Raw genomic sequence first — 24,585 nt, 5'->3', positions numbered from 1 at the left:
TAAAAAGTATCGGACACATAAGCATCCGATACTTTTTAGTTTTTACGAATAGGATCTGATAAATACTCAGCACGAGCACCACCAATCAACTTAGGACGACTCGCTAAGGCAGTCACATGAGCTCCACCCAGTTCTGAAGTAATGGGGCGAAGAGGAACTTGAACCCTCTTCACATGCATACCAATAGAGGTATCCCCAATATCAATACCAGCCTGAGCCACTATCTCTTCCACCTCAACAGGATCCTTCATGTAATCAAAAGCAGCCAACTGACCACTTCCACCGGCATGCAAAGTTGGAAGCACATTGACAATTTCCAAATCTTTAGCCAAAGCAAGCTCACGCTCAACAACCAAAGCACGATTCAAATGTTCACAACCTTGCACAGCCAAGTAAATCCCTTTCGGTTCCAAAACCTCAAGAATAGTCTTCACAATTCGTTGACCAATTTCACGGCTAGAGGCTTTGCCGATAGTTCCACCAGCAACCTCACTGGACGATAAACCCAAAACAAAGATAGCTCCCCGCTTAATTGCAGAGCGTTCAACAATATCTTCCACTAATACCCGTGTCTTCTCTTCTAAATCTAACAACATCACAAGCCTCCCTTAAACAACGGCCGTATTTAGGATTCGCACAATAAGATAATATAGAATCACAAAAAAGATAAGGAAAAATGCCCCTAACAGTAGCAACTGCATCCGGCGCTTCCTACTTAAGTCCCAAGAAAAACCAAATCCCGTCAAAAAAGGACCAAAACTATAGCTAAGCATAAACCATAGGTCTACACGCGCCATATGCCAAAAAGATGAAATAAAGGCCACCAAACCTATTAAGGATAAAATCCAAGAATAGTCCCAACGATCTGATTTAGCAAAAGCCAGACCAATTAAGAAACAACCCAAGGCAGGCATAATAATAAATGATAGGGTCATAAAATAAAACATGCCATTATTATAGCATGTTTTAAAGATTCATGTTAGTGGCGGTTAATAACACCATAAGCAATTGTGAACGCAATAGCAGCAATGCCCACAACGATTGCCATGATACTCCAAAAAATGGTCATAGCACGACGTCCTTTGCGATTGTTGAAAGGAAGGCCCCAACCAATCATGATAACGCCTAGTAAACCGAGCCATACTTTATAAGTGACAACAATAGCCCCATCAAAGTAGGCAAAAGCAACCAAGCCTAAACCCAACAAGGAAATCAAATAAGACCACTTCCCCTTCAAAAATGAAGGCAAGGCCCAACCAAATAACAATAAACCAAGTAGAGCAAGAGCTCCACCACCAAAAAATACAGGTACAATATAATTATCAAACATATTCATATTATAGCATATCTTAAAAAGTTAGGAAATAGAATCTATCAACCAAAGCCATATCCACTCTTTAAAATTTGTTTCCTCTCAATCATAGATTGATTCGCAGATACTAACTATTTATTGGGTACAAAAAAACAATCCGGGAAGAATCGTGTTGGACACACAAGGGGGAGTCGAGTAACACAAATTTATTTACACGTTACACAGAAAACTAAGAACACAATCACTCCAATGATTGATCAATTGACAAAATAAGCAAAATTTTGCTACATCTATGATCAAAACGGACTGAAATTTATAAATCGGGGGCAAAATGGGGGCAAAACATAAGAAAAAGGCTTGTCCATATTGGACAAACCCTTTATTTTCAAGCTTATATAACCTAATTAAGCTTTGTTTGCTGAACCAAATACGTCGATACGTTCTTCAACAGCTGCTGTAATTGCTTCGAAACCAGGTTTCAAGAATTTACGTGGGTCAAAGAGTTTCTTCTTGTCGTATTCTGCTTCATTTGCTTCATATTCAGCAACAAATTTACGTGTTGCTTTAGCAAATGCGATTTGACATTCAGTGTTAACGTTAACTTTAGCAACACCAAGTTTGATAGCTGCTTGGATTTGATCATCAGGAATACCTGATCCACCGTGCAATACGATTGGGAAGTTAGGTACAGCTTCTGTCAATTTTTGCAAGTGATCAAGGTGAAGACCATTCCAGTTTTCTGGGTAAGGACCGTGGATGTTACCGATACCTGCTGCAAGGAAGTCGATACCAGTTGCAACCATAGCTTTAGCATCTTCGATTGGTGCCAATTCACCGTCACCGATGATACCATCTTCTTCACCACCGATTGTACCAACTTCAGCTTCAACTGATACACCGTTAGCATGTGCAAATTCAACAACTTTAGCTGCTTTTTCAAGGTTTTCTTCAACTGGAAGATGAGATCCATCGAACATAACTGAAGTGTATCCTTCACGAATACATTCCAAAGCATCGTTGTAATGACCGTGGTCAAGGTGAATAGCAACTGGTACAGTGATACCCATTGATTCTACCAAATCTTCGATAAGAGCTTTACACAATTTGTAACCACCCATGTACTTAGCAGCACCCATTGAAGTTTGGATAAGCACTGGAGCTTGTTTAGCTTCTGCTGCACGCAAGATAGCTTGAGTCCACTCAAGGTTGTTTGTGTTAAATCCACCGACTGCGTAACCATTGTCACGAGCTGCTTGGACAAATTTTTCTGCTGAAACGATTGCCATTATAAAGGCCTCCTATATTTTTTTGGGTTTGAACCCGTTTACATGTTTATTCTATCACAATTAGATTCAAAAAACTAGCTTTTCTACAATTTGTAAGCGTTTTGATTTTTTAATACAAAAAAACCAGTCAACCGACTGGTTACTCTGCGGAAAGAGGGACTTGAACCCTCACGACCTAAAGCGGTCACAGGATCCTTAGTCCTGCGCGTCTGCCAATTCCGCCATTTCCGCTAACAACATTAACTATTATATCAAGTCTGACAAATTGTGTCAACACTTTTTGAAAAGTTTTTAACTAAACTTTCCATTGCCTCATTCGAAACAACTATTACATAATACCATTTGTTGTCGAGTATCGTCAATACTTTTTCAACGATTTTTTAATATTTCACTCCAAAATTTATAGAAACCTTCAAGCTCAATCAAAAACTAATCGAATTGTACTTTCAATGCTTTCAGCTTCTCTTTAAGAGGAGCTAAGTAAATTTCTTCTCCAAAACCACGTGATTTTAAACCATCCTCTGCACAAACCAATAACGCTTCTGTTAAAGGGAAAATCAATTTAAGGTCTGTATCAGAAATATCCTTTTTCGAAAATAAACGACGAATTCTTGGATAATCAAAGTCAAAAGCTTCAAAAAATGGGGACTCTTTTAAAATATTTTCTAAACGTTCTAAATTGACTAACAGCCCCAGATGAAAGGCTGCTGGTGCGAAAGTCGCTGAAAAAGGTTGCGTACAAACACTTCGAAACTCAATAGTTCCTCTAGTCGTTAAATCTTGAAATTGATAAGATCGATGCGTTTTAAAGTCGTCCTCACTCGGCTTAATCGAAACTTCTTTACCATGAATAGACCAGGCTTGAATAGCTGATTTATTCAAATAGTCTTTAGCTCGTATCGGTTCAAAATAGTAGGTTTCCTCAGCCCGTTTTGCAGTAAAAATAGCTGTCTCAGATAAATAAGAAAAATAATCATCTTCATTCTTGAACACTCTTGGGAAAATCCCGGCATTTTCTTCAAAGACACCATGCATGGAATTCTCCCAAAAAACATCCCTCGAAATTGCTAAATCCCAATCAGAACCCCAAAATTCCGAATTAGCAAATAATACTGCTTTAGGACCCTCGATCTGATTAAAAGCGTTGAGAACTCTTAAATAGGAAATCTTGGAGACATCCAACTGCACTTGACTCCCACAGATAAAAGACCCATATTCCGGGTAATTATGAAAGAAGGGATTATTTTTGGCTTTAGAAAGCTCAAGAAAATCCATAAGCATCTCATAACGAGGTGATTTTACCGGACTATTATCATTTTTAGCCCAATTAGGATTAACACCCCAACCTTGCAACTCATGGTTATGATTACGCAGGTATGGTTGAATCATACTAAGGTAAGTATCCAGACGTTCTTCAACCTCAGCAATCCGACTAGCCTTAGCAAATGCAAATTCAATCGTATTATATGAGACTTCGAAAAGAATCATATCTCCAGAAGCTTGCTCAATAAGCTGAATAGGATTATTATCAGAATCAAATTTATCCGCTTTAAAACCAAAATTATCAATAAGATAGATTAAAAGTTGTTTTGTAAGAGAGACATCCGTAGCGTTCCCGCTCAAATTAACAACAGGGTATTCCAACTCGATTCCTACAAATAGTCCGGGTTGTTCCTTGATTGGCAAATAATACCTTTGTTTAAGAAGTTCCTTGGCTGTTGTCAAAATAATATTCCCCTTTTAAAAAATAAGTTTATCCCATTATATCAAAATATTCAGACGATTTATAGACTAAAAAACGCCTGCTTACGAAAAACAACCGTATTATCTTTCGTAAACAAGCGTTACATGCTTATTTATTCCCATTTTATGATGAGTGTTCCCGCTAGGCGAATGCCCAGCGGTAGACCAGAGCTAGACTAAGAAAAGCAAAGCTATTCCATCATCATAACACTCAACAAAATTGATAAAAATTAAACAAGTTCGATGATTGCCATTGGGGCAGCATCGCCACGACGTGGTTCTGTTTTAAGGATACGAGTGTATCCACCGTTACGTTCAGCATAACGAGGTGCAATTTCTGAGAAAAGTTTTTGAAGAGCAGTTACTGAAGTATATTTGTCAGTTGCTTCATCATAGCTTTCAGATGCAATTTCGTTACGGACAAATGCAGCTGCTTGACGACGTGCGTGCAAATCACCACGTTTACCAAGAGTAATCATTTTTTCAACTGTTTTACGGATTTCTTTAGCACGTGCTTCAGTTGTAACGATTGCTTCGTTAATGATAAGATCTGTAGTCAAATCACGAAGAACCGCTTTACGCTGTGAGCTTGTGCGTCCAAGTTTACGGTAAGCCATGTTATCCTCCTATATTATTATTTATCGTTTTTAAGTCCAAGTCCAAGATCAGCTAATTTTACTTTAACTTCTTCAAGAGATTTACGACCAAGGTTACGGACTTTCATCATTTCAGGCTCAGTTTTTTCTGTCAAATCATGAACGGTATTAATACCGGCACGTTTCAAACAGTTATATGAGCGGACAGACAAATCAAGTTCTTCGATGGTACGGTCAAGCACTTTTTCATCGTTCACTTTCTCAGTTTCCTTCATTACATCTGTAGCTTTAGCCACATCAGTAAGGTCAGTAAACAAGTTTAAGTGTTCAATCAAAACGCGAGCTGAAAGACCGAGGGCATCTTCAGGAATGATTGTTCCGTTTGTCATGATTTCGATTGTCAATTTATCAAAACCATCGTTACTACCTACACGAGCAGGTTCAACTTGATAATTGACTTTCTTCACTGGTGTGTAGATTGAATCTACAGCCAATGTTCCCACTGGAGCATCATCTTTCTTGTTTTCATCTGCTGGAACATAACCACGGTTTGTAGCTACTGTCATGGTTGCTTTCAATGAAGCCCCATCAGCGATAGTAAAAAGATAATGATCAGGGTTAACAATTTCAATATCACTATCAGTCAAGATATCCCCAGCAGTTACTTCAGCTGGACCTTGAACATCTAGTTCAATTGTTTTTTCGTCTTCGACGTAAGATTTTACAGCAAGACCCTTAACATTAAGGATGATTTGCATCACGTCTTCACGGACGCCTGGTACGGTATCAAATTCGTGAAGTACTCCATCAATCTTAATTGATGTTACGGCAGCACCTGGAAGTGATGACAAAAGTACACGACGAAGAGAGTTACCCAAAGTTGTACCATAACCACGTTCTAGTGGTTCGATGACAAATTTGCCGTAATCTTTATTTTCATCAATTTTTGTTATTATTGGTTTTTCAAACTCAATCATTTATTATACTCCCTCGAAACGAACCTTGTGTACTATTGTTATTAAAGATTACACACGACGACGTTTTGGAGGACGAGCACCATTATGTGGTACAGGAGTTACATCACGGATTGCAGTTACTTCAAGACCAGCAGCAGCAAGAGCACGGATAGCAGACTCACGACCTGAACCAGGACCTTTAACAGTTACTTCGACTGTCTTAAGACCATGTTCTTGTGCAGATTTAGCAGCAGCTTCTGAAGCCATTTGGGCAGCAAATGGTGTAGATTTACGAGAACCTTTGAAACCAAGAGCACCAGCTGATGACCAAGCTACAGCATTACCATGCACATCTGTAATCATAACAATAGTGTTATTGAAAGTAGCGTGAATGTGAGCAATACCAGATTCGATATTCTTTTTCACACGACGTTTACGTGTTGGTTTAGCCAATGTTTTTACCTCCTATTTTATTTTAAATTATTTTTTCTTACCTGCAATCGCAACAGCTTTACCTTTACGAGTGCGGGCATTGTTTTTAGTGTTTTGTCCACGGACAGGAAGTCCACGACGGTGACGGATACCACGGTATGAACCGATTTCCATCAAACGCTTGATGTTAAGGTTTACTTCACGACGAAGGTCACCTTCAACTTTAATTGCATCCACTTCACGACGGATAGCGTCTTCTTGATCATTTGTCAAATCTTTAACGCGGATGTCTTCAGAAACACCTGCAGCAGCCAAGATTTTCTTAGATGTTGTAAGTCCGATACCGTATACGTAAGTAAGTGAAATTACTACACGTTTATCATTTGGAATGTCAACTCCAGCAATACGAGCCATGATTTCTCCTTTCTATATTATCCTTGACGTTGTTTGTGTTTTGGATTTGTTGGACAAATTACCATAACACGACCGTTACGACGAATAACTTTACAGTATTCGCAAATTGGTTTAACCGATGGTCTTACCTTCATGTTTTAATCCCTCCAATTATTTCGATTATTTAAAGCGGTATGTGATGCGTCCACGTGTCAAATCATAAGGACTCATTTCAACAGTCACACGGTCACCGACCAAAATACGAATGTAGTTTTTACGGATTTTACCAGAAACTGTCGCCAAAATTTGGTGTCCATTTTCCAATTCAACAGTAAACATAGCATTAGGCATAGTTTCTACAACTTTACCTTCAATTTCAATCACGTCTTCTTTTGCCACGCAAAAGTACCCCCTAAAATTTCGATTTGATTTCCTCTGAGCACAGAGGTAACAATTATAAGTCAGACTAAAGTATTATATCATGCTTGAGTCTGATACGCAAGTAAGATTAAATAATTATTTAATTGCTGCAATCGCTTTTTTAACATCAGCGAATACATCTTCAATATCTTGATTACCTTGAATATCTGATACAAGGCCAAGCTCACGATAGTGTGCAATGATTGGCTCACCTTGAGCAATGTTAACATCAAGACGACGTTTTACCGTTTCAGGTTTGTCATCTTCACGTTGGTAATAGTCTTCTTCCTTGTAGTCAGCTGGTGGGTTGAATACTTTATGGTAAGTTTCACCTGTTTTACGGTGAATAATACGACCACTCAAGCGTTCAAGAAGGCAAGATGGATCCACTTCGATATTGATTACTCCATCAAGCTCCAAACCAAGATCAACCAAGATTTGATCCAAGGCATGAGCTTGTTCGATCGTGCGAGGAAAACCATCCAAAAGGAATCCTTTTTCCTTAATGTCGTCTTGAGCCAAACGTTCTTTTACAATCCCGTTTGTCACTTCATCTGGAACCAATTCACCTTTATCGATGAATGATTTTGCCAAAGTTCCCATTTCTGTTTGGTTAGCCATAGCAGCACGGAACATATCACCAGTTGAGATATGAGCCACACCAAATTCTTCAACGATTTTTGCAGCTTGTGTCCCTTTACCAGCGCCTGGTAGACCCATAATTAAAAGATTCATCTTACGAACTCCTTATTTTTGTTTTCAAATAACTCTATCAAGATTTAATAGACTTGGTAGAGTTATCAAAAAACAAAAGAGAAGGGGCAGAAAGCAATCTTTCTTTCCCTCTCGATTGTTCATGAGAAGACTTAGTCTTCGAGATTCATAAATCCAACATATTGACGTTTCAAAAGGTAACCTTCAAGTTGTTTCATACCTTCAATACCAGTTGAAATCAAGATCAAGAGTGATGTACCACCAAGTGCAATTGAACTTGTGAGGTGCATAAACTGTTGAGCCGCAATTGGAGCCAATGAAATAAATGCGAGAAATACAGCCCCGATTGTTGCCAATCTCTTAAGTAATGAAGACATGTACTTTTCAGTCTCACGACCTGGACGAACGCTAGGAATGTAAGACCCATTCTTTTGAAGATTTTCAGCAGTTTTTTCAGGATTAACTTGGACAAATGTGTAGAAGAATGAGAACAAGATAATCAATATCGCATAGGTAATCATTCCACTAGGTGTATTATACGAGAGTAGTCCTTGTAAATGTGATAACCACGTAACCTTAGAGAAGAATGGAAGAAACGTACTAGGAATTGTCGTAATCGAGCTAGCAAAGATAACGGGAATAACACCAGCTGGATTGACTTTCAAAGGTAAGTATGAACTCGTTGGAGCCCCTTGAACCAATTTCGTATATTGAATTGGAATTTGATATTCTGCTTGTTGTACAAATGTCGTAAAGAAGACAATCGCCAAACCTACCACAATCAACAATGCGACGATGATATATGAACGTGTCAATTCTCCTGAACGAACATTGACAAAGAAATCCTCATAAATTGTTGAGAACATCTTTGGAATGGAAGCAATGATACCAGAAAAGATAATCATCGACACACCATTACCAAAGCCCTTATCAGTAATTTGTTCACCAAGCCATGTCACAATTATGCTACCAGCAGTTAAAATTGTCCCAATCAATAAATAGGTTGAAACATTAGGTGTCTTAACCAATGAAATTGATGAGAGTGTATTGAAACTAGCTGTAATACCAATCGATTGAACAAATGCTAAAACAAGAGTAATATAACGAGTCGCCTGATTTAATTTACGACGACCAACTTCACCCTGTTTGCCCCACTCCACAAATTTTGGATAGATATCCATCTGCAAAAGTTGGACAATGATTGATGCTGTAATGTACGGACTAACCCCCATCGAAAAGATAGAGAAGCTATTCATAGCATTACCAGACACCAAGTTAAGCATATTCAAGAAAGGTAAATCACTTAATTGTTTCAAACCTTCAGCGTTGATACCAGGAACCGTTACATGAGTCCCGACACGAAAAACGAAAATAATGAAGATTGTAAATAAAATCTTATTACGAACGTTTTTGACTTTCAACGCATCTTTTAATAGTTTAAAGAACATAATGAGTTACCCCTCATTAGATGACTTCGATTGAACCACCTTTAGCAGTGATAGCTGCTTCAGCAGATTTTGAGAATTTAGCTGCTTTAACAGTCAATTTCTTAGTCAATTCGCCGTTACCAAGAACTTTAACGCCTGATTTTTCAGCACGAACGATTCCAGCTTCTTTAAGAACTGCTGGAGTTACTTCTGTACCATCTTCAAAAACGTTCAATTGATCAAGGTTTACAAGTGCGTATTCTTTAGCGTTGATGTTAGTGAATCCACGTTTTGGAAGACGACGGAACAATGGAGTTTGTCCACCTTCAAATCCTGGACGTACGCCACCACCGTTACGAGCTTTTTGACCTTTTTGACCACGGCCTGAAGTTTTACCGTTACCAGATGAAGTACCACGACCTACACGGTTACGGACTTTACGAGAACCTTCAGCAGGTTTCAATTCATGAAGTTTCATTATTATTTTCTCCTCTTTTTGTAAAATGCTAGCGCCTCTAACCAAGTAAGGTAGCTTGATTAAAAACTCGCCTATACATGAAATTCAGTTTAAGTCGCAAGGCAACCCTTACGACTTAAATCATTTTTTATTTAACGTCTTCAACAGTTACCAAGTGAGAAACTGCGTTGACCATACCACGGATAGCAGCGTTGTCTTCTTTAACAACTGAGCTATTCAATTTACCAAGTCCAAGAGCAACAACTGTTTTACGTTGTTCTGGTTTGCGTCCGATTGGAGACTTAGTCAAAGTAATTTTAATTTGAGCCATTATAATCTCCTTTCTTATGCCAAGTCAGATACTGAGATGCCACGGAGAGCAGCAACGTCTTCAGCACGTTTAAGTTGTTTCAATCCTTCAACAGTCGCACGAACGATGTTGATTGGAGTGTTTGAACCAAGAGATTTAGATGTTACATCAGCAACACCAGCCAATTCGATGACGGCACGAACTGCACCACCAGCGGCAACCCCAGCCCCTTCAACAGCTGGTTTCAACAATACTTTCGCTCCACCAAATTCTGAACGAACTTCGTGAGGAATAGTTGTACCAACCATAGGAACTTCGATAAGGTTTTTCTTAGCTGCTTCAACTGCTTTACGGATAGCTTCTGGAACCTCTTGAGATTTACCAGTACCAAATCCTACGCGACCATTACGGTCACCAACAACAACAAGAGCAGCAAAACGCATGTTGCGTCCACCTTTTACAACTTTAGTAACACGGTTGATAGCAACTACGCGCTCTTCAAGTTCTACTGCATTATCTTTAAATGCCATTATTAAGTGTCCTCCCTATTAGAATTTCAATCCGTTTTCACGAGCTGAGTCAGCCAAAGCTTTAACACGTCCGTGATAGAGATATCCACCGCGGTCAAACACCACTTCAGAAATACCTTTAGCTACTGCGCGTTCAGCAACAAGTTTACCGACAACAACGGCTTGTTCTGTTTTAGTTCCTTTAGAAACTTCTTTATCAAGAGTTGATGCACTTGCGAGCGTTACACCCGCTACGTCATCAATAACTTGAGCGTAGATGCCTGTATTAGAACGGAAAATGTTCAAACGTGGGCGATCAGCAGTTCCAGAGAGTTTTCCGCGAACGCGACGATGGCGTTTTTGGCGGAGTTTGTTTTTATCTGGTTTCGAAATCACAATTTTCACCTCTTATTTATAATGCTTGCTCATGAGAGCTTTTGGTAAATAGACAATCCTGAAAGAACTGCCACAAGGATAATATCCTATTATTTACCAGTTTTACCTTCTTTACGACGTACGTATTCACCAACGTAACGGATACCTTTACCTTTGTAAGGTTCTGGTGAACGAAGGCCACGGATGTAAGCTGCTGTTTGACCAACAACTTCTTTGTTAATACCGTTAACGACGATTGAAGTTGCAGATGGTACTTCAAAAGTAATACCTTCTGGAGCTTCAACTTCGTCTTGGTGAGATTTACCAACTGAAAGAACAAGTTTTGAACCTTGGAGTTGGGCACGGTATCCGACACCGCGCATTTCAAGTTCTTTTTTGAAACCTTCAGAAACACCAACAACCATGTTGTTCAAGTTGGCACGTGAAGTACCGTGGATTGTTTTGTTTTCTTTTGAGTCGTTTGGACGGTGAAGTGTAACTTCGTTGCCTTCAACTTTGATTTCAATGTTTTTATTAAACTCACGAGTGAGTTCGCCTTTAGGTCCTTTAACAGTAACAACATTATTGTTGTTTGTTACTTCAACACCAGCAGGCAAAGTAATAACTTTATTACCAATACGTGACATAGTATTTAATTCTCCTGTTAGATTATCAAGCCACAAAGTGACTAGTTTTCACGGGGATGAGTTTCATCGAATTTAATCAACGAAACTCGCACAAATCATTTGATATAAGTGCTTAGTATCAGCTTCTTACCAAACGTAAGCGATAACTTCTCCACCAACGTTCTTTTGACGAGCTTCTTTATCAGTCAAAAGACCTTCTGATGTAGAGATAATCGCAATTCCAAGTCCGTTAAGAACTTTAGGAACATCTTCACGTTTAGAGTAAACACGAAGACCTGGTTTAGAAATACGTTTCAAGTTAGTGATAACACGTTCACCGTTTTGTCCATATTTCAAGAACACACGGATGATACCTTGTTTATCATCTTCAATAACTTCAACGTTTTTTACAAAACCTTCACGTTTAAGGATATCAGCAATACCTTTTTTGATGTTTGATGCAGGTACTTCAAGTACTTCGTGTTTAGCTTGGTTAGCGTTACGAATACGTGTCAAGAAATCTGCAATTGGGTCAGTCATAACCATTTTATATTTTCTCCTCTTACTAGTAGTTTGAATTGTTCACTTGCTAGTTAATGATTGAGCTGGGCTCAAATAATATTTTTAATACATTCAAAGAAGATAATCTAATTCGAATGCATCATCATTTTACCAAGAAGCTTTGGTAACACCTGGAATTTGACCTTTGTAAGCCAATTCACGGAAGCAAACACGGCAAAGTTTAAATTTGCGATAAACTGAGTGTGGACGTCCACAACGTTCGCAACGAGTGTAAGCTTGCGTAGAGAACTTCGCAGGGCGTTTGTTCTTAGCAATCATTGATTTTTTAGCCAATTTATTTACCTCCTAGATTATTTTGCAAAAGGCATTCCAAGGCCTTTAAGCAATTCACGACCTTCTTCGTCAGTGTTAGCAGTAGTTACGATAACGATATCCATACCACGCACTTTATCAACATCGTCGAAGTTGATTTCTGGGAAGATAAGTTGTTCTTTAACACCAAGTGTGTAGTTACCACGTCCATCAAATGATTTAGTTGGAACACCATGGAAGTCACGAACACGTGGAAGTGAAACTGATACCAATTTATCCAAGAATTCGTACATGCGTTCACCACGAAGGGTAACTTTAGCACCGATCGCTACACCTTCACGAAGACGGAAGCCAGCGATTGATTTCTTAGCTTTAGTAATCAATGGTTTTTGACCTGAAATAAGTGCCAACTCAGCAGCAGCTTTTTCAAGAGTTTTAGCGTTGTTTACAGCTTCACCAACACCCATGTTGATAACGATTTTATCAACTTTTGGCACAGCCATAACTGAAGAATAGTTAAATTTTTCAGTCAAAGCAGGAATTACTTCGTTAGTGTATTTTTCTTTAAGACGGTTAGCCATTTAATACTTTCTCCTTTCCTTCGTGATTAGTCAAGCACTTCGCCTGATTTTTTGTTGTAACGAACTTTTTTGCCGTCAACAACTTTGTAACCTACACGTCCAGCAACACCGTTCTTGTCAAGAACTTGAACGTTTGAAGCGTGGATTGGTGCTTCTTTTTCCACGATAGCACCTTGAGGGTTTTCAGCTGATGGTTTTTGGTGTTTTTTGATGATTGCAACACCTTCAACAACAACTTTATTTACTTTTGGAAGAGCCTTAAGAACTACTGCTTCAGTTCCTTTGTCTTTACCAGCAATAACGCGAACTTTATCGCCTTTTTTTACAAACATTGAGTATTTCTCCTATTATTTCTTACGCCCTATGGGCACCCTAGCTGAGCCAGGGGACTAAGTTTGTGTTTCGTTAGATTAAAGTACTTCTGGCGCCAAAGATACGATACGCATGTATCCACCTTCACGCAATTCACGTGCAACAGGGCCAAAGATACGAGTTCCACGAGGAGTTTTGTCATCGCGGATGATTACTGCAGCATTGTCATCAAACTTGATGTATGAACCGTCTGGACGACGAGCACCAGTTTTAGTACGAACGATTACAGCTTTAACAACATCACCTTTTTTAACAGCTCCACCTGGTGTAGCTTGTTTTACAGTTGCAACGATTACGTCGCCGATGTTAGCGAATTTACGTCCTGAACCACCAAGAACTTTGATAGTCAAGATTTCACGAGCACCGCTATTATCAGCAACTTTCAAGCGACTTTCTTGTTGAATCATTTCAATTGTCTCCTTTTAGTTTTATTAGATAATAACAGCTTCTTCCACAACTTCTACAAGACGGAAGCGTTTTGTAGCTGAAAGTGGGCGAGTTTCCATGATACGAACGATATCGCCTTCTTTAGCAACGTTGTTTTCATCATGTGCTTTGTATTTTTTAGAATAGTTGATACGTTTACCATAGACTGGGTGGTTACGTTTCGTTTCAACTACAACTGTGATTGTTTTATCCATCTTGTCAGATACTACGCGTCCAACAAGGGTTTTACGTTGATTACGTTCCATTATTAGAATTGCTCCTTTCCCAATCTATTATTTGATTTCAGATTGCACTGTTTTAACACGTGCAATTTGTTTCTTCACTTCGTTCAAACGAGCAGTTTGATCAAGTTGACCTGCTGCAGCTTGGAAACGAAGGTCGAAAAGTTCTTTCTTAAGTTCGTTTTCTTTTTTAGCAAGCTCTTCTTGAGACAAGCCACGAAGCTCAGCAACAAACTTTTTGATTTCTTCAAGTTTCATGTCTTCTCCTTATTCTGCTTCACGTTTCACGAATTTACTTTTAACTGGCAATTTGTGGCTAGCAAGACGAAGTGCTTCACGTGCAACCTCTTCAGGTACACCTGCGATTTCGAACATTACTTTACCACGTTTAACTGGTGCTACCCAACCTTCAGGTGCCCCTTTACCAGAACCCATACGTACACCGATAGCTTTAGCAGTGTATGATTTGTGTGGGAAGATCTTAATCCAAACCTTACCACCACGCTTCATGTAACGAGTCATGGCAATACGAGCAGCCTCGATTTGACGGTTTGTAATCCAGTGGCTAGTTGTAGCTTGAAGTCCGTATTCACCGAATGCTACTTCTTTACCACCTTTAGCCTCACCGCGCATTTTTCCACGGAATTCACGACGGTGTTTAACACGTTTAGGTACTAACATTTGTTATTTGCCTCCTTTAGTGTTTTTACGAGCTGGAAGAACTTCTCCACGGTAGATCCAAACTTTAACACCAAGTTTACCGTAAGTTGTGTCAGCTTCTTCCCAAGCATAATCGATATCAGCGCGAAGTGTATGAAGTGGAACTGTACCTTCAGAGTATCCTTCTGCACGGGCAATATCGGCACCATTCAAACGACCAGATACTTGAGTTTTAATTCCTTTAGCTCCAGCACGCATTGTACGTTGGATAGCTTGTTTTTGTGCACGACGGAAAGCAACACGTTGCTCAAGTTGACGAGCAATAGTTTCACCAACAAGATGAGCGTCCAAATCAGGTTTCTTGATTTCAACAATGTTGATGTGTACTTGTTTTCCAGTCAATTTGTTAAGTTGAACGCGAAGAGCGTCAACATTTGATCCACCTTTACCGATAACCATACCTGGTTTTGCAGTGTGAAGTGAAACAATAACTTTGTTTACAGCACGTTCGATTTCAATAGTTGAAACTGAAGCGTCTGCAAGTTCTTTTTGAATAAATTTGCGGATTGCCAAATCTTCGTGAAGGTAATCTGCGTATTCTTTTTCAGCATACCATTTCGCATCCCAGTCACGGATGATCCCGACACGCATACCAATTGGATGTACTTTTTGACCCACGAGTTTACCTCCTTATTTTTCTGACACAACTACTGTTACGTGAGTTGTGCGTTTGTTGATTGGTGAAGCTGAACCTTTCGCACGTGGACGGAAACGTTTCATTGTTGGTCCTTCGTTTGCGAATGTTTCAGATACTACCAAGTTAGCTTTTTCCAAACCAAAGTTATTTTCTGCATTAGCGATAGCAGAGTTAAGAGTTTTCTCAACGATACGAGCTGCTTTGTTTGGAGTGAATTTCAAGATTGCGATTGCATCAGCAACGTTCTTACCACGGATAAGATCAAGAACAAGACGTGTTTTACGAGGTGAAACACGCACTGTACGAGCCATTGCTTTAGCTGAAGTAATTTCTGCCATTGTGTCCTCCTCCTATTAACGACGTGTTTTCTTATCGTCAGCTGCGTGACCTTTGTAAGTACGTGTTGGTGCAAATTCACCAAGTTTGTGACCTACCATGTCTTCTTGGATGTAAACAGGAACATGTTTACGTCCATCATAAACTGCGATAGTGTATCCGATGAAACTTGGGAAAATCGTTGAACGACGTGACCAAGTTTTGATTACTTTTTTCTTTTCGTCATTTGCTTGAGCTTCAACTTTTTTCATCAAATGCTCATCGACGAAAGGTCCTTTTTTAAGACTACGTCCCATTTTGTAGTTTTCTCCTTTAAATTAAATGTACCACAGCGGCTTGCGCTGAGCGCTACCGAGTTGGCGGATAATATGTGCTAAGCGACTAAATTATTTTTCGTTACGACGACGAACGATAAGTTTGTCAGATTTAGCTTTCTTGTTACGAGTTTTAAGACCAAGCGCAGGTTTACCCCATGGAGTAGATGGCGCTTTACGTCCAACTGGTGCTTTACCTTCACCACCACCGTGTGGGTGATCGTTAGGGTTCATTACAGAACCACGAACTGTTGGGCGAACACCTTTCCAGCGATTACGACCAGCTTTACCAAGGTTGATAAGTGATTGTTGTTCGTTACCGACAGTACCGATTGTTGCACGACATGTACCAAGAATCATACGAACTTCGCCTGATTGAAGACGAACAAGCACGTATTTACCTTCTTGACCCAAAACTTGAGCAGAAGCACCAGCGGCACGGATAAGTTCAGCACCTTTACCTGGTTGAAGCTCAATGTTGTGGATAACTGTACCAACTGGGATGTTTGCAAGTGGAAGAGCGTTACCAATCTTGATATCCGCATCTGGACCTGAAACGATACGTTGACCTACTTCAAGACCTTTAGGTGCGATGATGTAAGCTTTAACCCCGTCAGTGTAGTGTACAAGAGCGATATTTGCAGTACGGTTTGGATCATATTCAACAGTTTTAACAACTGCTTCAACGCCATCTTTATTACGTTTGAAGTCAATCAAACGGTAGTGACGTTTGTGTCCGCCACCTTGGTGACGTACAGTAATACGACCGTTGTTGTTACGACCAGCTTTGTTCTTAAGAGAAACAAGCAATGATTTTTCAGGAGTGCTTGTAGTGATTTCTGCGAAATCCAAAGAAGTCATGTTACGACGGCCATTTGTCGTTGGTTTATAAACTTTAATACCCACGTTAATTTCTCCTTTGATTATTCAGCTTCAGCTGCAAACAACTCGATTGCTTTTGAATCAGCTGTAAGAGTGATGATAGCTTTTTTAGTTTTTGAAGTGAAACCAGTGTAACGTCCAACACGTTTTTGTTTTGGCTTAACAGTTACAGTGTTCACGCTAGCAACTTTAACACCTTCAAATGCAGCTTCAACTGCTTGTTTGATCAAGAGTTTGTGTGCACGTGTATCAACTTCGAAAGTGTATTTTCCTGCTTCAAGAGCAACCATAGATTTCTCAGTGATAACAGGTTTTTTGATTACGTCATACAAATTCATTATGCAAGAACCTCCTCGATTGATGAGATAGCTTCTTTAGTAACAAGAAGTTTATCTGCGTTTACGATGTCAAGTACACTTGCAGTTGCAGGAGTTGCAACAGTTACGTTTGCAAGGTTACGAGCTGAAAGTTCAGCGAATTTGTTTCCTTCTTCAACGATAACAAGTACTTTTGAATCGATGCTAAGAGCTGAAAGAACTTTTGCGAATTCAGCAGTTTTTGGAGCTGCAAATGAAAGAGCTTCAACTGCTACAAATTTATCTTCTGCAACTTTAGCTGAGTAAACAGATTTCAATGCAAGGCGACGAACTTTTTGTGGAAGTTTGTATCCGTATGAACGTGGAGTTGGTCCGAAGACAACACCACCGCCACGCCATTGTGGTGAGCGGATAGAACCTTGACGAGCACGTCCAGTTCCTTTTTGACGCCATGGTTTACGTCCACCACCTGATACTGCTGAACGGTTTTTTACCGCATGAGTACCTTGGCGAAGGCTAGCGCGTTGGCTGATTACGACATCAAATACTACTGATTCGTTTGGTTCGATACCGAAGATAGCGTCATTAAGTTCAACTGAGCTAACTTCTTTACCAGTTTGGTCAAATAGTTTTACGTTTGCCATTTTTAACTGATTTCTCCTTTCTTATTATTTAGCAGCTTTAACTGCTGATTTGATAGTGATAAGAGATTTCTTAGCACCTGGTACGTTACCTTTGATGAGGATAACGTTTTTCTCTGGGATAACTTGTACAACTTCAAGGTTTTGAATTGTCACACGGTTGCCACCCATACGTCCTGCCAAGTGTTTGTTTTTGAAAACACGGTTAGGCGCAACAGGTCCCATTGAACCTGGACGACGGTGGTAACGAGAACCGTGAGCCATAGGTCCGCGTGATTGACCGTGGCGTTTGATAACACCTTGGAAACCTTTACCTTTTGAAGTACCAGTTACGTCAACAACATCTCCAGCTTCGAATGTGTCAACAGTGATTTCTGATCCAACTTCCAAGCCTTCAATGTTTTTGAATTCACGAATGAAGCGCTTAGGAGCTGTGTTAGCTTTCGCTACGTGGCCTTTGGCAGGTTTGTTGCTCAATACTTCGCGTTTGTCGTCAAAACCAACTTGAACTGCTTCGTAACCGTCTGTTTCAACAGTTTTAACTTGAAGCACAACGTTTGGAGTAGCTTCGATGACAGTAACAGGGATAAATTCACCTGCTTCAGTGAAGATTTGAGTCATTCCCACTTTTTTCCCTAAGATTCCTTTTGTCATGAGAAAATATTTCCTTTACTTTATTGTATTTCAAAAAGTTTTTTATGAGCGTTTTTTATGCTCAAAAAAGTTTTTAACGAGCGTTTTTTATGCTCAATCAAATCAAGCCTTAAATTAAAGTTTGATTTCTACGTTCACACCACTTGGAAGATCAAGTTTCATCAAAGCGTCAACTGTTTTTTGAGTTGGGTTGATGATGTCAATAAGACGTTTGTGTGTACGCATTTCAAATTGTTCGCGAGAATCTTTATATTTGTGAGTCGCACGAATAATTGTGTAGAGACTACGTTCAGTTGGAAGTGGAACTGGTCCAGCAACTGTCGCACCTGTGCGAGTTGCAGTTTCTACGATTTTTTCTGCCGCTGTATCAAGCGTACGGTGTTCGTAAGCTTTCAAACGGATACGAATTTTTTTGTTTGCCATTTTTTCTCCTCTTTCGTCTATTTAAGATAATAGGCTAGCTCCTCAAGAAAACCAACACGGATTGCGTGGCAGTGCAACCAGGCGTGTCGCAACCTCTTGTATCATAGCTAAGCGCTGTATTTACAGCACCATAATATAATAACAAAAGAACCCACTCATTGCAAGGTTTTTTTTAAATTTTTCCTTTTTCTTCCTTATTTTTTACAAAATCAAAAATCCATCCTTTAGATTGGATGGATTGTCGCATTCTTAACTGTTCTGTTCCTTATAATCATATCCCATGTGCTCATAGGCTTTAGCCGTTGCGACACGTCCTGTTCGTGTACGCATAATAAAACCTTTCTGGATAAGGTAGGGCTCATACATATCTTCTACCGTCTCTCGCTCTTCAGCAATATTCACTGACAAAGTACCTAGGCCAACGGGTCCTCCCCCATACATTTCAATCATAGTTCGGAGAATTTTTTGGTCAACATAGTCTAGTCCTTCGCGATCCACATCCAACATCGTCAATGCCTTATCCGCAATCTTATCATCAATGATACCATTACCCATAATTTGTGCGTAATCCCGCACGCGCTTAAGTAGACGGTTGGCAATACGTGGCGTCCCTCTACTACGACGAGCTAATTCCAAAGCGGCTTCTGGTGTTATGGTCATTTCAAAAATTTCCGATGTTCGTTCTACAATTTCTGTCAAATCAGGTAACTCGTAATATTCCATATGACCATTAATCCCAAATCGAGCCCTCAAAGGATTTGACAACATACCTGCTCGTGTAGTTGCACCGACCAAGGTGAAAGGAGGTAACTCAAGATGGACACTACGACTTGTCTCACCAGCACCAATCATGATATCAATATAGTAATCTTCCATGGCACTATAAAGAACTTCTTCAACTGCCATTGGCATCCGATGAATCTCATCAATAAATAAGATATCTCCTGGCTCTAGGTCATTGAGTATAGCAACCAAATCACCAGCTTTTTCAATAGCAGGTCCAGATGTTTGCTTCAAATTAACACCCATCTCATTAGCAATGACAAATGCCATAGTTGTCTTACCTAAACCTGGAGGTCCAAACAAAAGAGTGTGATCCAAGGCCTCATCACGAAGTTTTGCTGCTTCTATAAATATTTTTAATTGGTCTTTAACCTTGTCTTGACCAATGTATTCCTTAAAATATTGAGGACGAAGAGTACGCTCAACATACTCTTCATCTCCTAATAAATCATTATCTAATATTCTTGCCATAGGCTTATTTTAGCACAAAACAAAAAACGCAGTCAAAATTTGTCATCAAAAAAAAAGAAGACAGATGCTGCCTTCTCTTTATATCATTTTTTACCACCTTTAACTGGCGACTTATCAGCTTGGGCAATGGCCTCTTTGATCGTATTGGTATATAATTTAGCACCACGGTTAATAGAGTCACTATCGGAGCCAAAATGCACACCATCTGTGCCATTCCAAATAGAAATATTGTCCTTAGCCACTTGGTACCAATCAGCAACCGTTACAAAGTCGTATTTCTTAGCCATCTCCAATTCATACTTACGCAACTGAACCAAAGATGCAGCTTCACTTCCAGACTTACTACCATTATATGGTGTCACAAAGATGATATGGTGGCCTTTAGGTAGATTTTTAATCATTTTATTAATAACCCCTTTATAGTCATCAATCTCATTAACACCACCAGCAATAACAACATCCTTGGCAAGTGCATTACTATCTGCATAATTCTTAAGCAAATCATTGATTGTTGATAAGTTACGGCTGACAACTGCATCCATATAGACGTTATCAATTTTCGATTCAATCTGATCCTTCGACCTAAGCGCAACAGAATCCCCTAGAATTGTCACTCCCTTATTAACACCAAAAGAAGTAGCCTGACTATGTTCCGCATTAGCACGCGTTAATTTCATCTTAGTCTGAGCTTGCGATAAACCATTGGCTTGTAAATCTTTTTCAAAGTTCCCAACAGCTGGTGCAAAGAGCGAAATCAGTACCGTAATCAACGTGAGCCCACTAAAGACATAAAACACAATATTGCGATAAGGAGACAAATCCAAATCTATACCAAAAAGATTCGCTTTTCTTCCTGCAATAAATGGCTCTACTATATAGTAGGAAAGTGTTGCAAAGACAATTGATAAAATAGTGGTCACTATTACAGCAACAAGATTATTTGTTAATTGACTAAAGATAATATAAAGTGGCCAGTGGAAAAGATAAACACTATAACTAATCTCTGCCAAATAACTAATGACAGCAGGCTCTGATTTCCCAGGTAACTTTTCATGAAGAATACGCGCCGAATAAATCATGACAGATGTAAACAAACTAGCTAAAGCAAAGCCAAATAAATAGGTAAGGCGCTCTTCAAAATGAAGTACTAATCCTAACAATAATAATAGGGCAAAGCTTCCAACCATATATAGGACTGTCTTTTTCAGATCCCAAAGGCGAATATTTTTCTTGAACCTAGCAGTCGTCTCATGCACACCTGAAAGCGTCGCAAAAAGCGAACCTAAAAAGAAAGGATAAGCATGGGTAATCGATGAGAAGTAGAGACGAGAAAAGCTATCAACAAAGAAAGCACTAATAAACATTGATAAGAAGCTTACCGCAAAACAAGTAAGCGAAACTATGAAAACTAGCCCTCTAAATTGATTTTGGTGCTTGACACGCTTAGCTAAGAACCAGAGCAAAGCTCCCCAGAGAATGTAGTAGTGAACCTCGATAGCCAGACTCCACGTATGGAGATAAATATGCTGGTTAAACTGATTCTCATAATTTCCTCCGGTCCAAATTTCATAATAGTTAGTCACAAAACCAAGAACAGAGGTGATTTGACGTCCAATACCTGCTATGAAATCATTTCGAACTAGGAGTGCCAAGGGGGTGCAGATAAGAACCATCAATACAAGCGGTGGTACTATCCGGTAAAAACGACGTCGCATAAAACCAAGATAATCAATACGATGCGTTCTAGACACTTCATCAATAAGAAGAGCTGTAATCAGATACCCCGAGAAAGTAAAGAAGACATCAACACCAATGAACCCCCCAGGAAGAACACTTGGGAAGAAATGATAAACAAGAACTAAGAGAAGTCCTGTCACACGAATATAAGAAAACCAGTTAATTCTCATCCTTTAAAAATCCCCTGTTTAAATTTTCCTTTGTAGGTAACTTTATTTTCAGTAGTCAATTTACCTTGACCATCAGCTTGACCAGATTTGAATTCCCCCACATAGGTCCAACCCTCGTGAGATTTGAATGTTCCTTGACCATTAAAGGAACCATTCTTAAATTCACCTGTATAGGTGTCGCCATTATCATAAGTCAGAGTTCCTTGACCATTTAAACGGTGGTTTTGCATTTGACCTTTATAGGTAATTTTAGTCCCATCAACCTTGATAGAGTGCTGTGTTTTTATAGTCACTAAAAACAAGGACAATGCGCAAAGAATAATAACTCCTACTGCGATACGTTCAAATTGATTACGATCAATCTCAATATTTTTAAGATCAATATTTTTAAAATCAAAATCTTTTAATTGTTTAAAATTCATTGTCTATCCTTAATCCATTGTAACCAATCTTGGCAACCTTCCATTACCAATTTGTATGTTTCTTCAAAGTCCCCTGTATACCACGGGTCCGGAACTCCACCAGACCGAAAAAGCTTGATCTTATCATCATAACGTCCCGCAGATAATTGTAAAAGATCATCAACATTTGACTCATCCATTCCTAAAATTAAATCAAAAGATTCAAAATCTAACTGATTAATCTGCTGTGATCTCTTAGAAGGATCAAAAGAAATCGCATATTTTCTTAAAATTTTTTGCGTTCCCTGGTGAACTGGGTTTCCATGTTCCCATGAAGATGTTGCACGACTCTCAATCTGCAAAGCTTCCTCTTGATTAAGTGCTTTCATCACAAATTCTGCCATAGGGCTACGACAAATGTTGCCTAAACAAACAAATACAATCTTCTTCATTATCCACCTCTTGTCAAAGATATTAAGAGATATAGTTACTTATTTTACCACATTGAGAGTCCGCATTTGAAATAATAAAGTAAATGCTCACTCATTTTCATCTAATCAACCCATATTATACCGAAAAACTAATCAAATAGAAAGACTTCTTCCTTATTACTGTCGAAAATTTAGCAAGCACTTTCCCTAACAATTACTGGCCTCTGTCAGCCTTTACTAGGTTTAAGATTCAGAAAAAAAGAACCTATTTTCTAGATTCTTCCTTAATGTGTTATTAAATATTTGACCAGACACTTTCAAGAATATTAGTTTGCTCACGATCTGGTCCTACTGAAAAGGTAGAAATACGTACACCTACCAATTCACCAACACGACGAACATAATTACGGGCATTTTCAGGAAGCTCATCTAAGCTACGGCAACCTGTGATGTCTTCTTCCCAACCTGGTAACTCTTCATAGATTGGTTTACAACGTTTCAATTGTTCAAGACTAGCTGGATAGTAATCGATGCGCTTACCATCAAGATCATAAGCTACACAAATTTTCACCGTATCAAGACCTGACAAAACATCAATACAGTTCAAGCTAAGGTTTGTGATTCCTGATACACGACGGCTATGACGCATCACGACTGAGTCAAACCATCCCACACGACGTGGGCGTCCAGTTGTTGTTCCATACTCATGACCAACTTCACGGATGCGTTCACCCACTCCATCAGACAATTCAGTTGGGAATGGTCCGTCACCAACACGACTCGTATAGGCCTTACATACACCAACAACTTTATTGATTTTAGATGGACCAACTCCAGAACCAATTGTAACACCCCCCGCAACTGGGTTTGATGACGTTACAAATGGATACGTTCCCTGGTCAATATCAAGCATAACTCCTTGAGCTCCTTCAAAGAGAACACGTTTGCCAGCGTCAAGAGCATCATTCAAGATAACAGATGTATCCGTGACATATTGTTTAATTTGTTGGCCGTAAGCATAATATTCTTCAAAAATATCATCGAATGACAGTCCTTCAGACCCATACATCTTAGTAAAGAGACGATTTTTTTCAGCCAAGTTTGTCTTCAAACGTTCAGCAAAGACTTCCTTGTCCAAAAGGTCTGCAATACGAATACCGACACGCGCAGCCTTATCCATATAAGCTGGACCGATGCCTTTATTAGTTGTACCAATCTTATTGTCACCCTTAGCAGCTTCTTGCAGTTGATCAAGTTTAATATGGTATGGCAAGATAACATGCGCACGATCAGAAACACGAAGACTGTCTGTTGACACACCTTCCGCATGAAGATATTCCAACTCTTTGACAAGTGATTTAGGATTGACCACTACACCATTCCCAATAACAGAGATTTTTTCTGGGAAGAAAATACCTGACGGAATCAAGTGCAATTTGAATTTCTTACCATCGATAACAATCGTGTGACCTGCATTGTCTCCACCTTGATAGCGTGCGATCACTTCGGCATCTTGACTTAGGAAATCTGTTATTTTCCCTTTACCTTCATCACCCCACTGGGTACCTACAACAACTACTGATGTCATATTATTTTGATAACGGACAGCTCTACCTTTACGAGACTGTCCCCACCTTTCTTGAAAAACTTCACGGTG

Annotated in this window: 39 protein-coding genes and 1 tRNA gene; all 40 read right to left on the bottom strand. The window is 39.4% G+C overall.

Features of this window, described 5'->3' with window-relative positions:
- Positions 1-35 precede the first annotated feature (35 nt).
- Entirely contained in the window at positions 36-596 is a 561-nt protein-coding gene (locus HMPREF0848_RS08995) for a TIGR01440 family protein (RefSeq protein ID WP_002887528.1), read from the bottom strand.
- Between the two features lie 12 nt (positions 597-608).
- Positions 609-947, bottom strand: a complete 339-nt coding sequence (locus tag HMPREF0848_RS10540; RefSeq protein ID WP_008536082.1) for a hypothetical protein — start codon at positions 945-947, stop codon at positions 609-611.
- A gap of 32 nt (positions 948-979) precedes the next feature.
- Positions 980-1,336, bottom strand: coding sequence for a hypothetical protein (locus tag HMPREF0848_RS08990; protein ID WP_002887526.1), 357 nt, complete (start codon positions 1,334-1,336; stop codon positions 980-982).
- 380 nt (positions 1,337-1,716) lie between these two features.
- The gene (locus tag HMPREF0848_RS08985; RefSeq protein ID WP_002887525.1) at positions 1,717-2,598 is read right to left on the bottom strand and encodes a class II fructose-bisphosphate aldolase; all 882 of its coding nucleotides are present in this window, start codon (positions 2,596-2,598) and stop codon (positions 1,717-1,719) included.
- A 145-nt stretch (positions 2,599-2,743) separates the two neighbouring features.
- Positions 2,744-2,829: transfer RNA gene (locus HMPREF0848_RS08980), tRNA-Leu, on the bottom strand.
- A gap of 198 nt (positions 2,830-3,027) precedes the next feature.
- Positions 3,028-4,323: a glutamyl-tRNA synthetase gene (locus HMPREF0848_RS08975; protein WP_008536077.1), complete on the bottom strand. Its 1,296-nt coding sequence runs from the start codon at positions 4,321-4,323 to the stop codon at positions 3,028-3,030.
- A 248-nt stretch (positions 4,324-4,571) separates the two neighbouring features.
- On the bottom strand, positions 4,572-4,958 hold the full coding sequence (rplQ, locus tag HMPREF0848_RS08970; protein WP_002887523.1) for a 50S ribosomal protein L17: 387 nt from the start codon (positions 4,956-4,958) through the stop codon (positions 4,572-4,574).
- Positions 4,959-4,975: 17 nt separating this feature from the next.
- A complete protein-coding gene (locus HMPREF0848_RS08965) occupies positions 4,976-5,914 on the bottom strand; it encodes a DNA-directed RNA polymerase subunit alpha (protein WP_002887521.1) in 939 nt (312 codons plus the stop codon).
- Positions 5,915-5,962: 48 nt separating this feature from the next.
- Complete coding sequence (gene rpsK, locus HMPREF0848_RS08960) at positions 5,963-6,346, bottom strand: 30S ribosomal protein S11 (RefSeq protein ID WP_002887520.1); 384 nt, start codon at positions 6,344-6,346, stop codon at positions 5,963-5,965.
- Positions 6,347-6,373: 27 nt separating this feature from the next.
- A complete protein-coding gene (gene rpsM, locus HMPREF0848_RS08955; protein ID WP_002887519.1) occupies positions 6,374-6,739 on the bottom strand; it encodes a 30S ribosomal protein S13 in 366 nt (121 codons plus the stop codon).
- Positions 6,740-6,756: 17 nt separating this feature from the next.
- Positions 6,757-6,873 (bottom strand): 50S ribosomal protein L36, encoded by a 117-nt coding sequence (gene rpmJ, locus HMPREF0848_RS10535; protein WP_000868345.1) that lies wholly within the window; start codon positions 6,871-6,873, stop codon positions 6,757-6,759.
- Positions 6,874-6,898: 25 nt separating this feature from the next.
- Positions 6,899-7,117 (bottom strand): translation initiation factor IF-1, encoded by a 219-nt coding sequence (infA, locus tag HMPREF0848_RS08950; protein WP_001040189.1) that lies wholly within the window; start codon positions 7,115-7,117, stop codon positions 6,899-6,901.
- 117 nt (positions 7,118-7,234) lie between these two features.
- Entirely contained in the window at positions 7,235-7,873 is a 639-nt protein-coding gene (locus HMPREF0848_RS08945; RefSeq protein ID WP_008536073.1) for an adenylate kinase, read from the bottom strand.
- Positions 7,874-8,004: 131 nt separating this feature from the next.
- Positions 8,005-9,300 carry a preprotein translocase subunit SecY gene (gene secY / locus HMPREF0848_RS08940; protein WP_002887052.1) on the bottom strand — a complete coding sequence of 432 codons (1,296 nt, stop codon included), beginning with the start codon at positions 9,298-9,300 and terminating at the stop codon, positions 8,005-8,007.
- Positions 9,301-9,316: 16 nt separating this feature from the next.
- Positions 9,317-9,757 (bottom strand): 50S ribosomal protein L15, encoded by a 441-nt coding sequence (gene rplO, locus HMPREF0848_RS08935; RefSeq protein ID WP_008536070.1) that lies wholly within the window; start codon positions 9,755-9,757, stop codon positions 9,317-9,319.
- A 127-nt stretch (positions 9,758-9,884) separates the two neighbouring features.
- Positions 9,885-10,067, bottom strand: a complete 183-nt coding sequence (gene rpmD / locus HMPREF0848_RS08930) for a 50S ribosomal protein L30 (protein WP_002885773.1) — start codon at positions 10,065-10,067, stop codon at positions 9,885-9,887.
- A 14-nt stretch (positions 10,068-10,081) separates the two neighbouring features.
- Positions 10,082-10,576 (bottom strand): 30S ribosomal protein S5, encoded by a 495-nt coding sequence (gene rpsE / locus HMPREF0848_RS08925; protein ID WP_002887512.1) that lies wholly within the window; start codon positions 10,574-10,576, stop codon positions 10,082-10,084.
- An 18-nt stretch (positions 10,577-10,594) separates the two neighbouring features.
- Positions 10,595-10,951, bottom strand: a complete 357-nt coding sequence (rplR, locus tag HMPREF0848_RS08920; RefSeq protein WP_002885810.1) for a 50S ribosomal protein L18 — start codon at positions 10,949-10,951, stop codon at positions 10,595-10,597.
- Positions 10,952-11,040: 89 nt separating this feature from the next.
- Entirely contained in the window at positions 11,041-11,577 is a 537-nt protein-coding gene (rplF, locus tag HMPREF0848_RS08915; RefSeq protein ID WP_002887510.1) for a 50S ribosomal protein L6, read from the bottom strand.
- A gap of 126 nt (positions 11,578-11,703) precedes the next feature.
- A complete protein-coding gene (gene rpsH / locus HMPREF0848_RS08910; protein WP_002887509.1) occupies positions 11,704-12,102 on the bottom strand; it encodes a 30S ribosomal protein S8 in 399 nt (132 codons plus the stop codon).
- A 123-nt stretch (positions 12,103-12,225) separates the two neighbouring features.
- The gene (locus HMPREF0848_RS08905; protein ID WP_001085699.1) at positions 12,226-12,411 is read right to left on the bottom strand and encodes a type Z 30S ribosomal protein S14; all 186 of its coding nucleotides are present in this window, start codon (positions 12,409-12,411) and stop codon (positions 12,226-12,228) included.
- A 17-nt stretch (positions 12,412-12,428) separates the two neighbouring features.
- Positions 12,429-12,971 carry a 50S ribosomal protein L5 gene (rplE, locus tag HMPREF0848_RS08900; protein ID WP_002887058.1) on the bottom strand — a complete coding sequence of 181 codons (543 nt, stop codon included), beginning with the start codon at positions 12,969-12,971 and terminating at the stop codon, positions 12,429-12,431.
- A 26-nt stretch (positions 12,972-12,997) separates the two neighbouring features.
- Positions 12,998-13,303 carry a 50S ribosomal protein L24 gene (rplX, locus tag HMPREF0848_RS08895; RefSeq protein WP_002885874.1) on the bottom strand — a complete coding sequence of 102 codons (306 nt, stop codon included), beginning with the start codon at positions 13,301-13,303 and terminating at the stop codon, positions 12,998-13,000.
- A 78-nt stretch (positions 13,304-13,381) separates the two neighbouring features.
- Positions 13,382-13,750 (bottom strand): 50S ribosomal protein L14, encoded by a 369-nt coding sequence (gene rplN, locus HMPREF0848_RS08890; RefSeq protein ID WP_002885711.1) that lies wholly within the window; start codon positions 13,748-13,750, stop codon positions 13,382-13,384.
- 24 nt (positions 13,751-13,774) lie between these two features.
- Positions 13,775-14,035 (bottom strand): 30S ribosomal protein S17, encoded by a 261-nt coding sequence (gene rpsQ / locus HMPREF0848_RS08885; RefSeq protein WP_002885836.1) that lies wholly within the window; start codon positions 14,033-14,035, stop codon positions 13,775-13,777.
- Between the two features lie 27 nt (positions 14,036-14,062).
- Positions 14,063-14,269, bottom strand: a complete 207-nt coding sequence (gene rpmC, locus HMPREF0848_RS08880) for a 50S ribosomal protein L29 (RefSeq protein WP_002885754.1) — start codon at positions 14,267-14,269, stop codon at positions 14,063-14,065.
- A gap of 9 nt (positions 14,270-14,278) precedes the next feature.
- Positions 14,279-14,692 (bottom strand): 50S ribosomal protein L16, encoded by a 414-nt coding sequence (gene rplP / locus HMPREF0848_RS08875; protein ID WP_002887508.1) that lies wholly within the window; start codon positions 14,690-14,692, stop codon positions 14,279-14,281.
- 3 nt (positions 14,693-14,695) lie between these two features.
- Positions 14,696-15,349 (bottom strand): 30S ribosomal protein S3, encoded by a 654-nt coding sequence (rpsC, locus tag HMPREF0848_RS08870; RefSeq protein ID WP_008536066.1) that lies wholly within the window; start codon positions 15,347-15,349, stop codon positions 14,696-14,698.
- 12 nt (positions 15,350-15,361) lie between these two features.
- Positions 15,362-15,706: a 50S ribosomal protein L22 gene (gene rplV, locus HMPREF0848_RS08865; RefSeq protein ID WP_002887063.1), complete on the bottom strand. Its 345-nt coding sequence runs from the start codon at positions 15,704-15,706 to the stop codon at positions 15,362-15,364.
- Between the two features lie 15 nt (positions 15,707-15,721).
- Positions 15,722-16,000: a 30S ribosomal protein S19 gene (gene rpsS / locus HMPREF0848_RS08860; protein WP_000533765.1), complete on the bottom strand. Its 279-nt coding sequence runs from the start codon at positions 15,998-16,000 to the stop codon at positions 15,722-15,724.
- 90 nt (positions 16,001-16,090) lie between these two features.
- A complete protein-coding gene (gene rplB / locus HMPREF0848_RS08855) occupies positions 16,091-16,924 on the bottom strand; it encodes a 50S ribosomal protein L2 (RefSeq protein ID WP_002887506.1) in 834 nt (277 codons plus the stop codon).
- A 17-nt stretch (positions 16,925-16,941) separates the two neighbouring features.
- Positions 16,942-17,238 (bottom strand): 50S ribosomal protein L23, encoded by a 297-nt coding sequence (locus tag HMPREF0848_RS08850; protein ID WP_002885771.1) that lies wholly within the window; start codon positions 17,236-17,238, stop codon positions 16,942-16,944.
- Positions 17,238-17,861: a 50S ribosomal protein L4 gene (gene rplD, locus HMPREF0848_RS08845; RefSeq protein WP_002887505.1), complete on the bottom strand. Its 624-nt coding sequence runs from the start codon at positions 17,859-17,861 to the stop codon at positions 17,238-17,240. The genes HMPREF0848_RS08850 and rplD overlap by 1 nt, the downstream gene beginning before the upstream one ends.
- Before the next feature lie 24 nt (positions 17,862-17,885).
- Complete coding sequence (gene rplC / locus HMPREF0848_RS08840) at positions 17,886-18,512, bottom strand: 50S ribosomal protein L3 (RefSeq protein ID WP_002885755.1); 627 nt, start codon at positions 18,510-18,512, stop codon at positions 17,886-17,888.
- Between the two features lie 114 nt (positions 18,513-18,626).
- Positions 18,627-18,935 carry a 30S ribosomal protein S10 gene (rpsJ, locus tag HMPREF0848_RS08835; RefSeq protein WP_002885653.1) on the bottom strand — a complete coding sequence of 103 codons (309 nt, stop codon included), beginning with the start codon at positions 18,933-18,935 and terminating at the stop codon, positions 18,627-18,629.
- A 249-nt stretch (positions 18,936-19,184) separates the two neighbouring features.
- The gene (gene ruvB, locus HMPREF0848_RS08830) at positions 19,185-20,189 is read right to left on the bottom strand and encodes a Holliday junction branch migration DNA helicase RuvB (RefSeq protein WP_008536059.1); all 1,005 of its coding nucleotides are present in this window, start codon (positions 20,187-20,189) and stop codon (positions 19,185-19,187) included.
- A gap of 83 nt (positions 20,190-20,272) precedes the next feature.
- Positions 20,273-22,096, bottom strand: coding sequence for an acyltransferase family protein (locus tag HMPREF0848_RS08825; protein WP_008536058.1), 1,824 nt, complete (start codon positions 22,094-22,096; stop codon positions 20,273-20,275).
- Positions 22,093-22,518, bottom strand: a complete 426-nt coding sequence (locus HMPREF0848_RS08820) for a membrane protein (protein ID WP_002887499.1) — start codon at positions 22,516-22,518, stop codon at positions 22,093-22,095. The genes HMPREF0848_RS08825 and HMPREF0848_RS08820 overlap by 4 nt, the downstream gene beginning before the upstream one ends.
- Positions 22,515-22,949 carry a low molecular weight protein-tyrosine-phosphatase gene (locus tag HMPREF0848_RS08815; RefSeq protein ID WP_008536057.1) on the bottom strand — a complete coding sequence of 145 codons (435 nt, stop codon included), beginning with the start codon at positions 22,947-22,949 and terminating at the stop codon, positions 22,515-22,517. Before HMPREF0848_RS08815 ends, HMPREF0848_RS08820 begins: the two co-directional genes overlap by 4 nt.
- Before the next feature lie 274 nt (positions 22,950-23,223).
- Positions 23,224-24,516 (bottom strand): adenylosuccinate synthase, encoded by a 1,293-nt coding sequence (locus HMPREF0848_RS08810; protein ID WP_008536056.1) that lies wholly within the window; start codon positions 24,514-24,516, stop codon positions 23,224-23,226.
- Positions 24,517-24,585 lie beyond the last annotated feature (69 nt).

The sequence above is a fragment of the Streptococcus sp. C150 genome, assembly GCF_000187445.1.
Lineage (GTDB): Bacteria > Bacillota > Bacilli > Lactobacillales > Streptococcaceae > Streptococcus > Streptococcus raffinosi.
This window is presented reverse-complemented; position numbering and strand designations above follow the sequence as displayed.

Bases quoted from the DNA above. Each gene is read 5' to 3' on its own strand.
- HMPREF0848_RS08995 (WP_002887528.1), bottom strand. From the start codon at position 596: ATGTTGTTAGATTTAGAAGAGAAGACACGGGTATTAGTGGAAGATATT.
- HMPREF0848_RS10540 (WP_008536082.1), bottom strand. From the start codon at position 947: ATGTTTTATTTTATGACCCTATCATTTATTATTATGCCTGCCTTGGGT.
- HMPREF0848_RS08990 (WP_002887526.1), bottom strand. From the start codon at position 1,336: ATGAATATGTTTGATAATTATATTGTACCTGTATTTTTTGGTGGTGGA.
- HMPREF0848_RS08985 (WP_002887525.1), bottom strand. From the start codon at position 2,598: ATGGCAATCGTTTCAGCAGAAAAATTTGTCCAAGCAGCTCGTGACAAT.
- rplQ (WP_002887523.1), bottom strand. From the start codon at position 4,958: ATGGCTTACCGTAAACTTGGACGCACAAGCTCACAGCGTAAAGCGGTT.
- HMPREF0848_RS08965 (WP_002887521.1), bottom strand. From the start codon at position 5,914: ATGATTGAGTTTGAAAAACCAATAATAACAAAAATTGATGAAAATAAA.
- rpsM (WP_002887519.1), bottom strand. From the start codon at position 6,739: ATGGCTCGTATTGCTGGAGTTGACATTCCAAATGATAAACGTGTAGTA.
- rpmJ (WP_000868345.1), bottom strand. From the start codon at position 6,873: ATGAAGGTAAGACCATCGGTTAAACCAATTTGCGAATACTGTAAAGTT.
- HMPREF0848_RS08945 (WP_008536073.1), bottom strand. From the start codon at position 7,873: ATGAATCTTTTAATTATGGGTCTACCAGGCGCTGGTAAAGGGACACAA.
- secY (WP_002887052.1), bottom strand. From the start codon at position 9,300: ATGTTCTTTAAACTATTAAAAGATGCGTTGAAAGTCAAAAACGTTCGT.
- rplO (WP_008536070.1), bottom strand. From the start codon at position 9,757: ATGAAACTTCATGAATTGAAACCTGCTGAAGGTTCTCGTAAAGTCCGT.
- rpmD (WP_002885773.1), bottom strand. From the start codon at position 10,067: ATGGCTCAAATTAAAATTACTTTGACTAAGTCTCCAATCGGACGCAAA.
- rpsE (WP_002887512.1), bottom strand. From the start codon at position 10,576: ATGGCATTTAAAGATAATGCAGTAGAACTTGAAGAGCGCGTAGTTGCT.
- rplF (WP_002887510.1), bottom strand. From the start codon at position 11,577: ATGTCACGTATTGGTAATAAAGTTATTACTTTGCCTGCTGGTGTTGAA.
- rpsH (WP_002887509.1), bottom strand. From the start codon at position 12,102: ATGGTTATGACTGACCCAATTGCAGATTTCTTGACACGTATTCGTAAC.
- rplE (WP_002887058.1), bottom strand. From the start codon at position 12,971: ATGGCTAACCGTCTTAAAGAAAAATACACTAACGAAGTAATTCCTGCT.
- rplX (WP_002885874.1), bottom strand. From the start codon at position 13,303: ATGTTTGTAAAAAAAGGCGATAAAGTTCGCGTTATTGCTGGTAAAGAC.
- rplN (WP_002885711.1), bottom strand. From the start codon at position 13,750: ATGATTCAACAAGAAAGTCGCTTGAAAGTTGCTGATAATAGCGGTGCT.
- rpsQ (WP_002885836.1), bottom strand. From the start codon at position 14,035: ATGGAACGTAATCAACGTAAAACCCTTGTTGGACGCGTAGTATCTGAC.
- rpmC (WP_002885754.1), bottom strand. From the start codon at position 14,269: ATGAAACTTGAAGAAATCAAAAAGTTTGTTGCTGAGCTTCGTGGCTTG.
- rplP (WP_002887508.1), bottom strand. From the start codon at position 14,692: ATGTTAGTACCTAAACGTGTTAAACACCGTCGTGAATTCCGTGGAAAA.
- rplV (WP_002887063.1), bottom strand. From the start codon at position 15,706: ATGGCAGAAATTACTTCAGCTAAAGCAATGGCTCGTACAGTGCGTGTT.
- rpsS (WP_000533765.1), bottom strand. From the start codon at position 16,000: ATGGGACGTAGTCTTAAAAAAGGACCTTTCGTCGATGAGCATTTGATG.
- HMPREF0848_RS08850 (WP_002885771.1), bottom strand. From the start codon at position 17,238: ATGAATTTGTATGACGTAATCAAAAAACCTGTTATCACTGAGAAATCT.
- rplD (WP_002887505.1), bottom strand. From the start codon at position 17,861: ATGGCAAACGTAAAACTATTTGACCAAACTGGTAAAGAAGTTAGCTCA.
- rplC (WP_002885755.1), bottom strand. From the start codon at position 18,512: ATGACAAAAGGAATCTTAGGGAAAAAAGTGGGAATGACTCAAATCTTC.
- rpsJ (WP_002885653.1), bottom strand. From the start codon at position 18,935: ATGGCAAACAAAAAAATTCGTATCCGTTTGAAAGCTTACGAACACCGT.
- ruvB (WP_008536059.1), bottom strand. From the start codon at position 20,189: ATGGCAAGAATATTAGATAATGATTTATTAGGAGATGAAGAGTATGTT.
- HMPREF0848_RS08825 (WP_008536058.1), bottom strand. From the start codon at position 22,096: ATGAGAATTAACTGGTTTTCTTATATTCGTGTGACAGGACTTCTCTTA.
- HMPREF0848_RS08820 (WP_002887499.1), bottom strand. From the start codon at position 22,518: ATGAATTTTAAACAATTAAAAGATTTTGATTTTAAAAATATTGATCTT.
- HMPREF0848_RS08815 (WP_008536057.1), bottom strand. From the start codon at position 22,949: ATGAAGAAGATTGTATTTGTTTGTTTAGGCAACATTTGTCGTAGCCCT.
- HMPREF0848_RS08810 (WP_008536056.1), bottom strand. From the start codon at position 24,516: ATGACATCAGTAGTTGTTGTAGGTACCCAGTGGGGTGATGAAGGTAAA.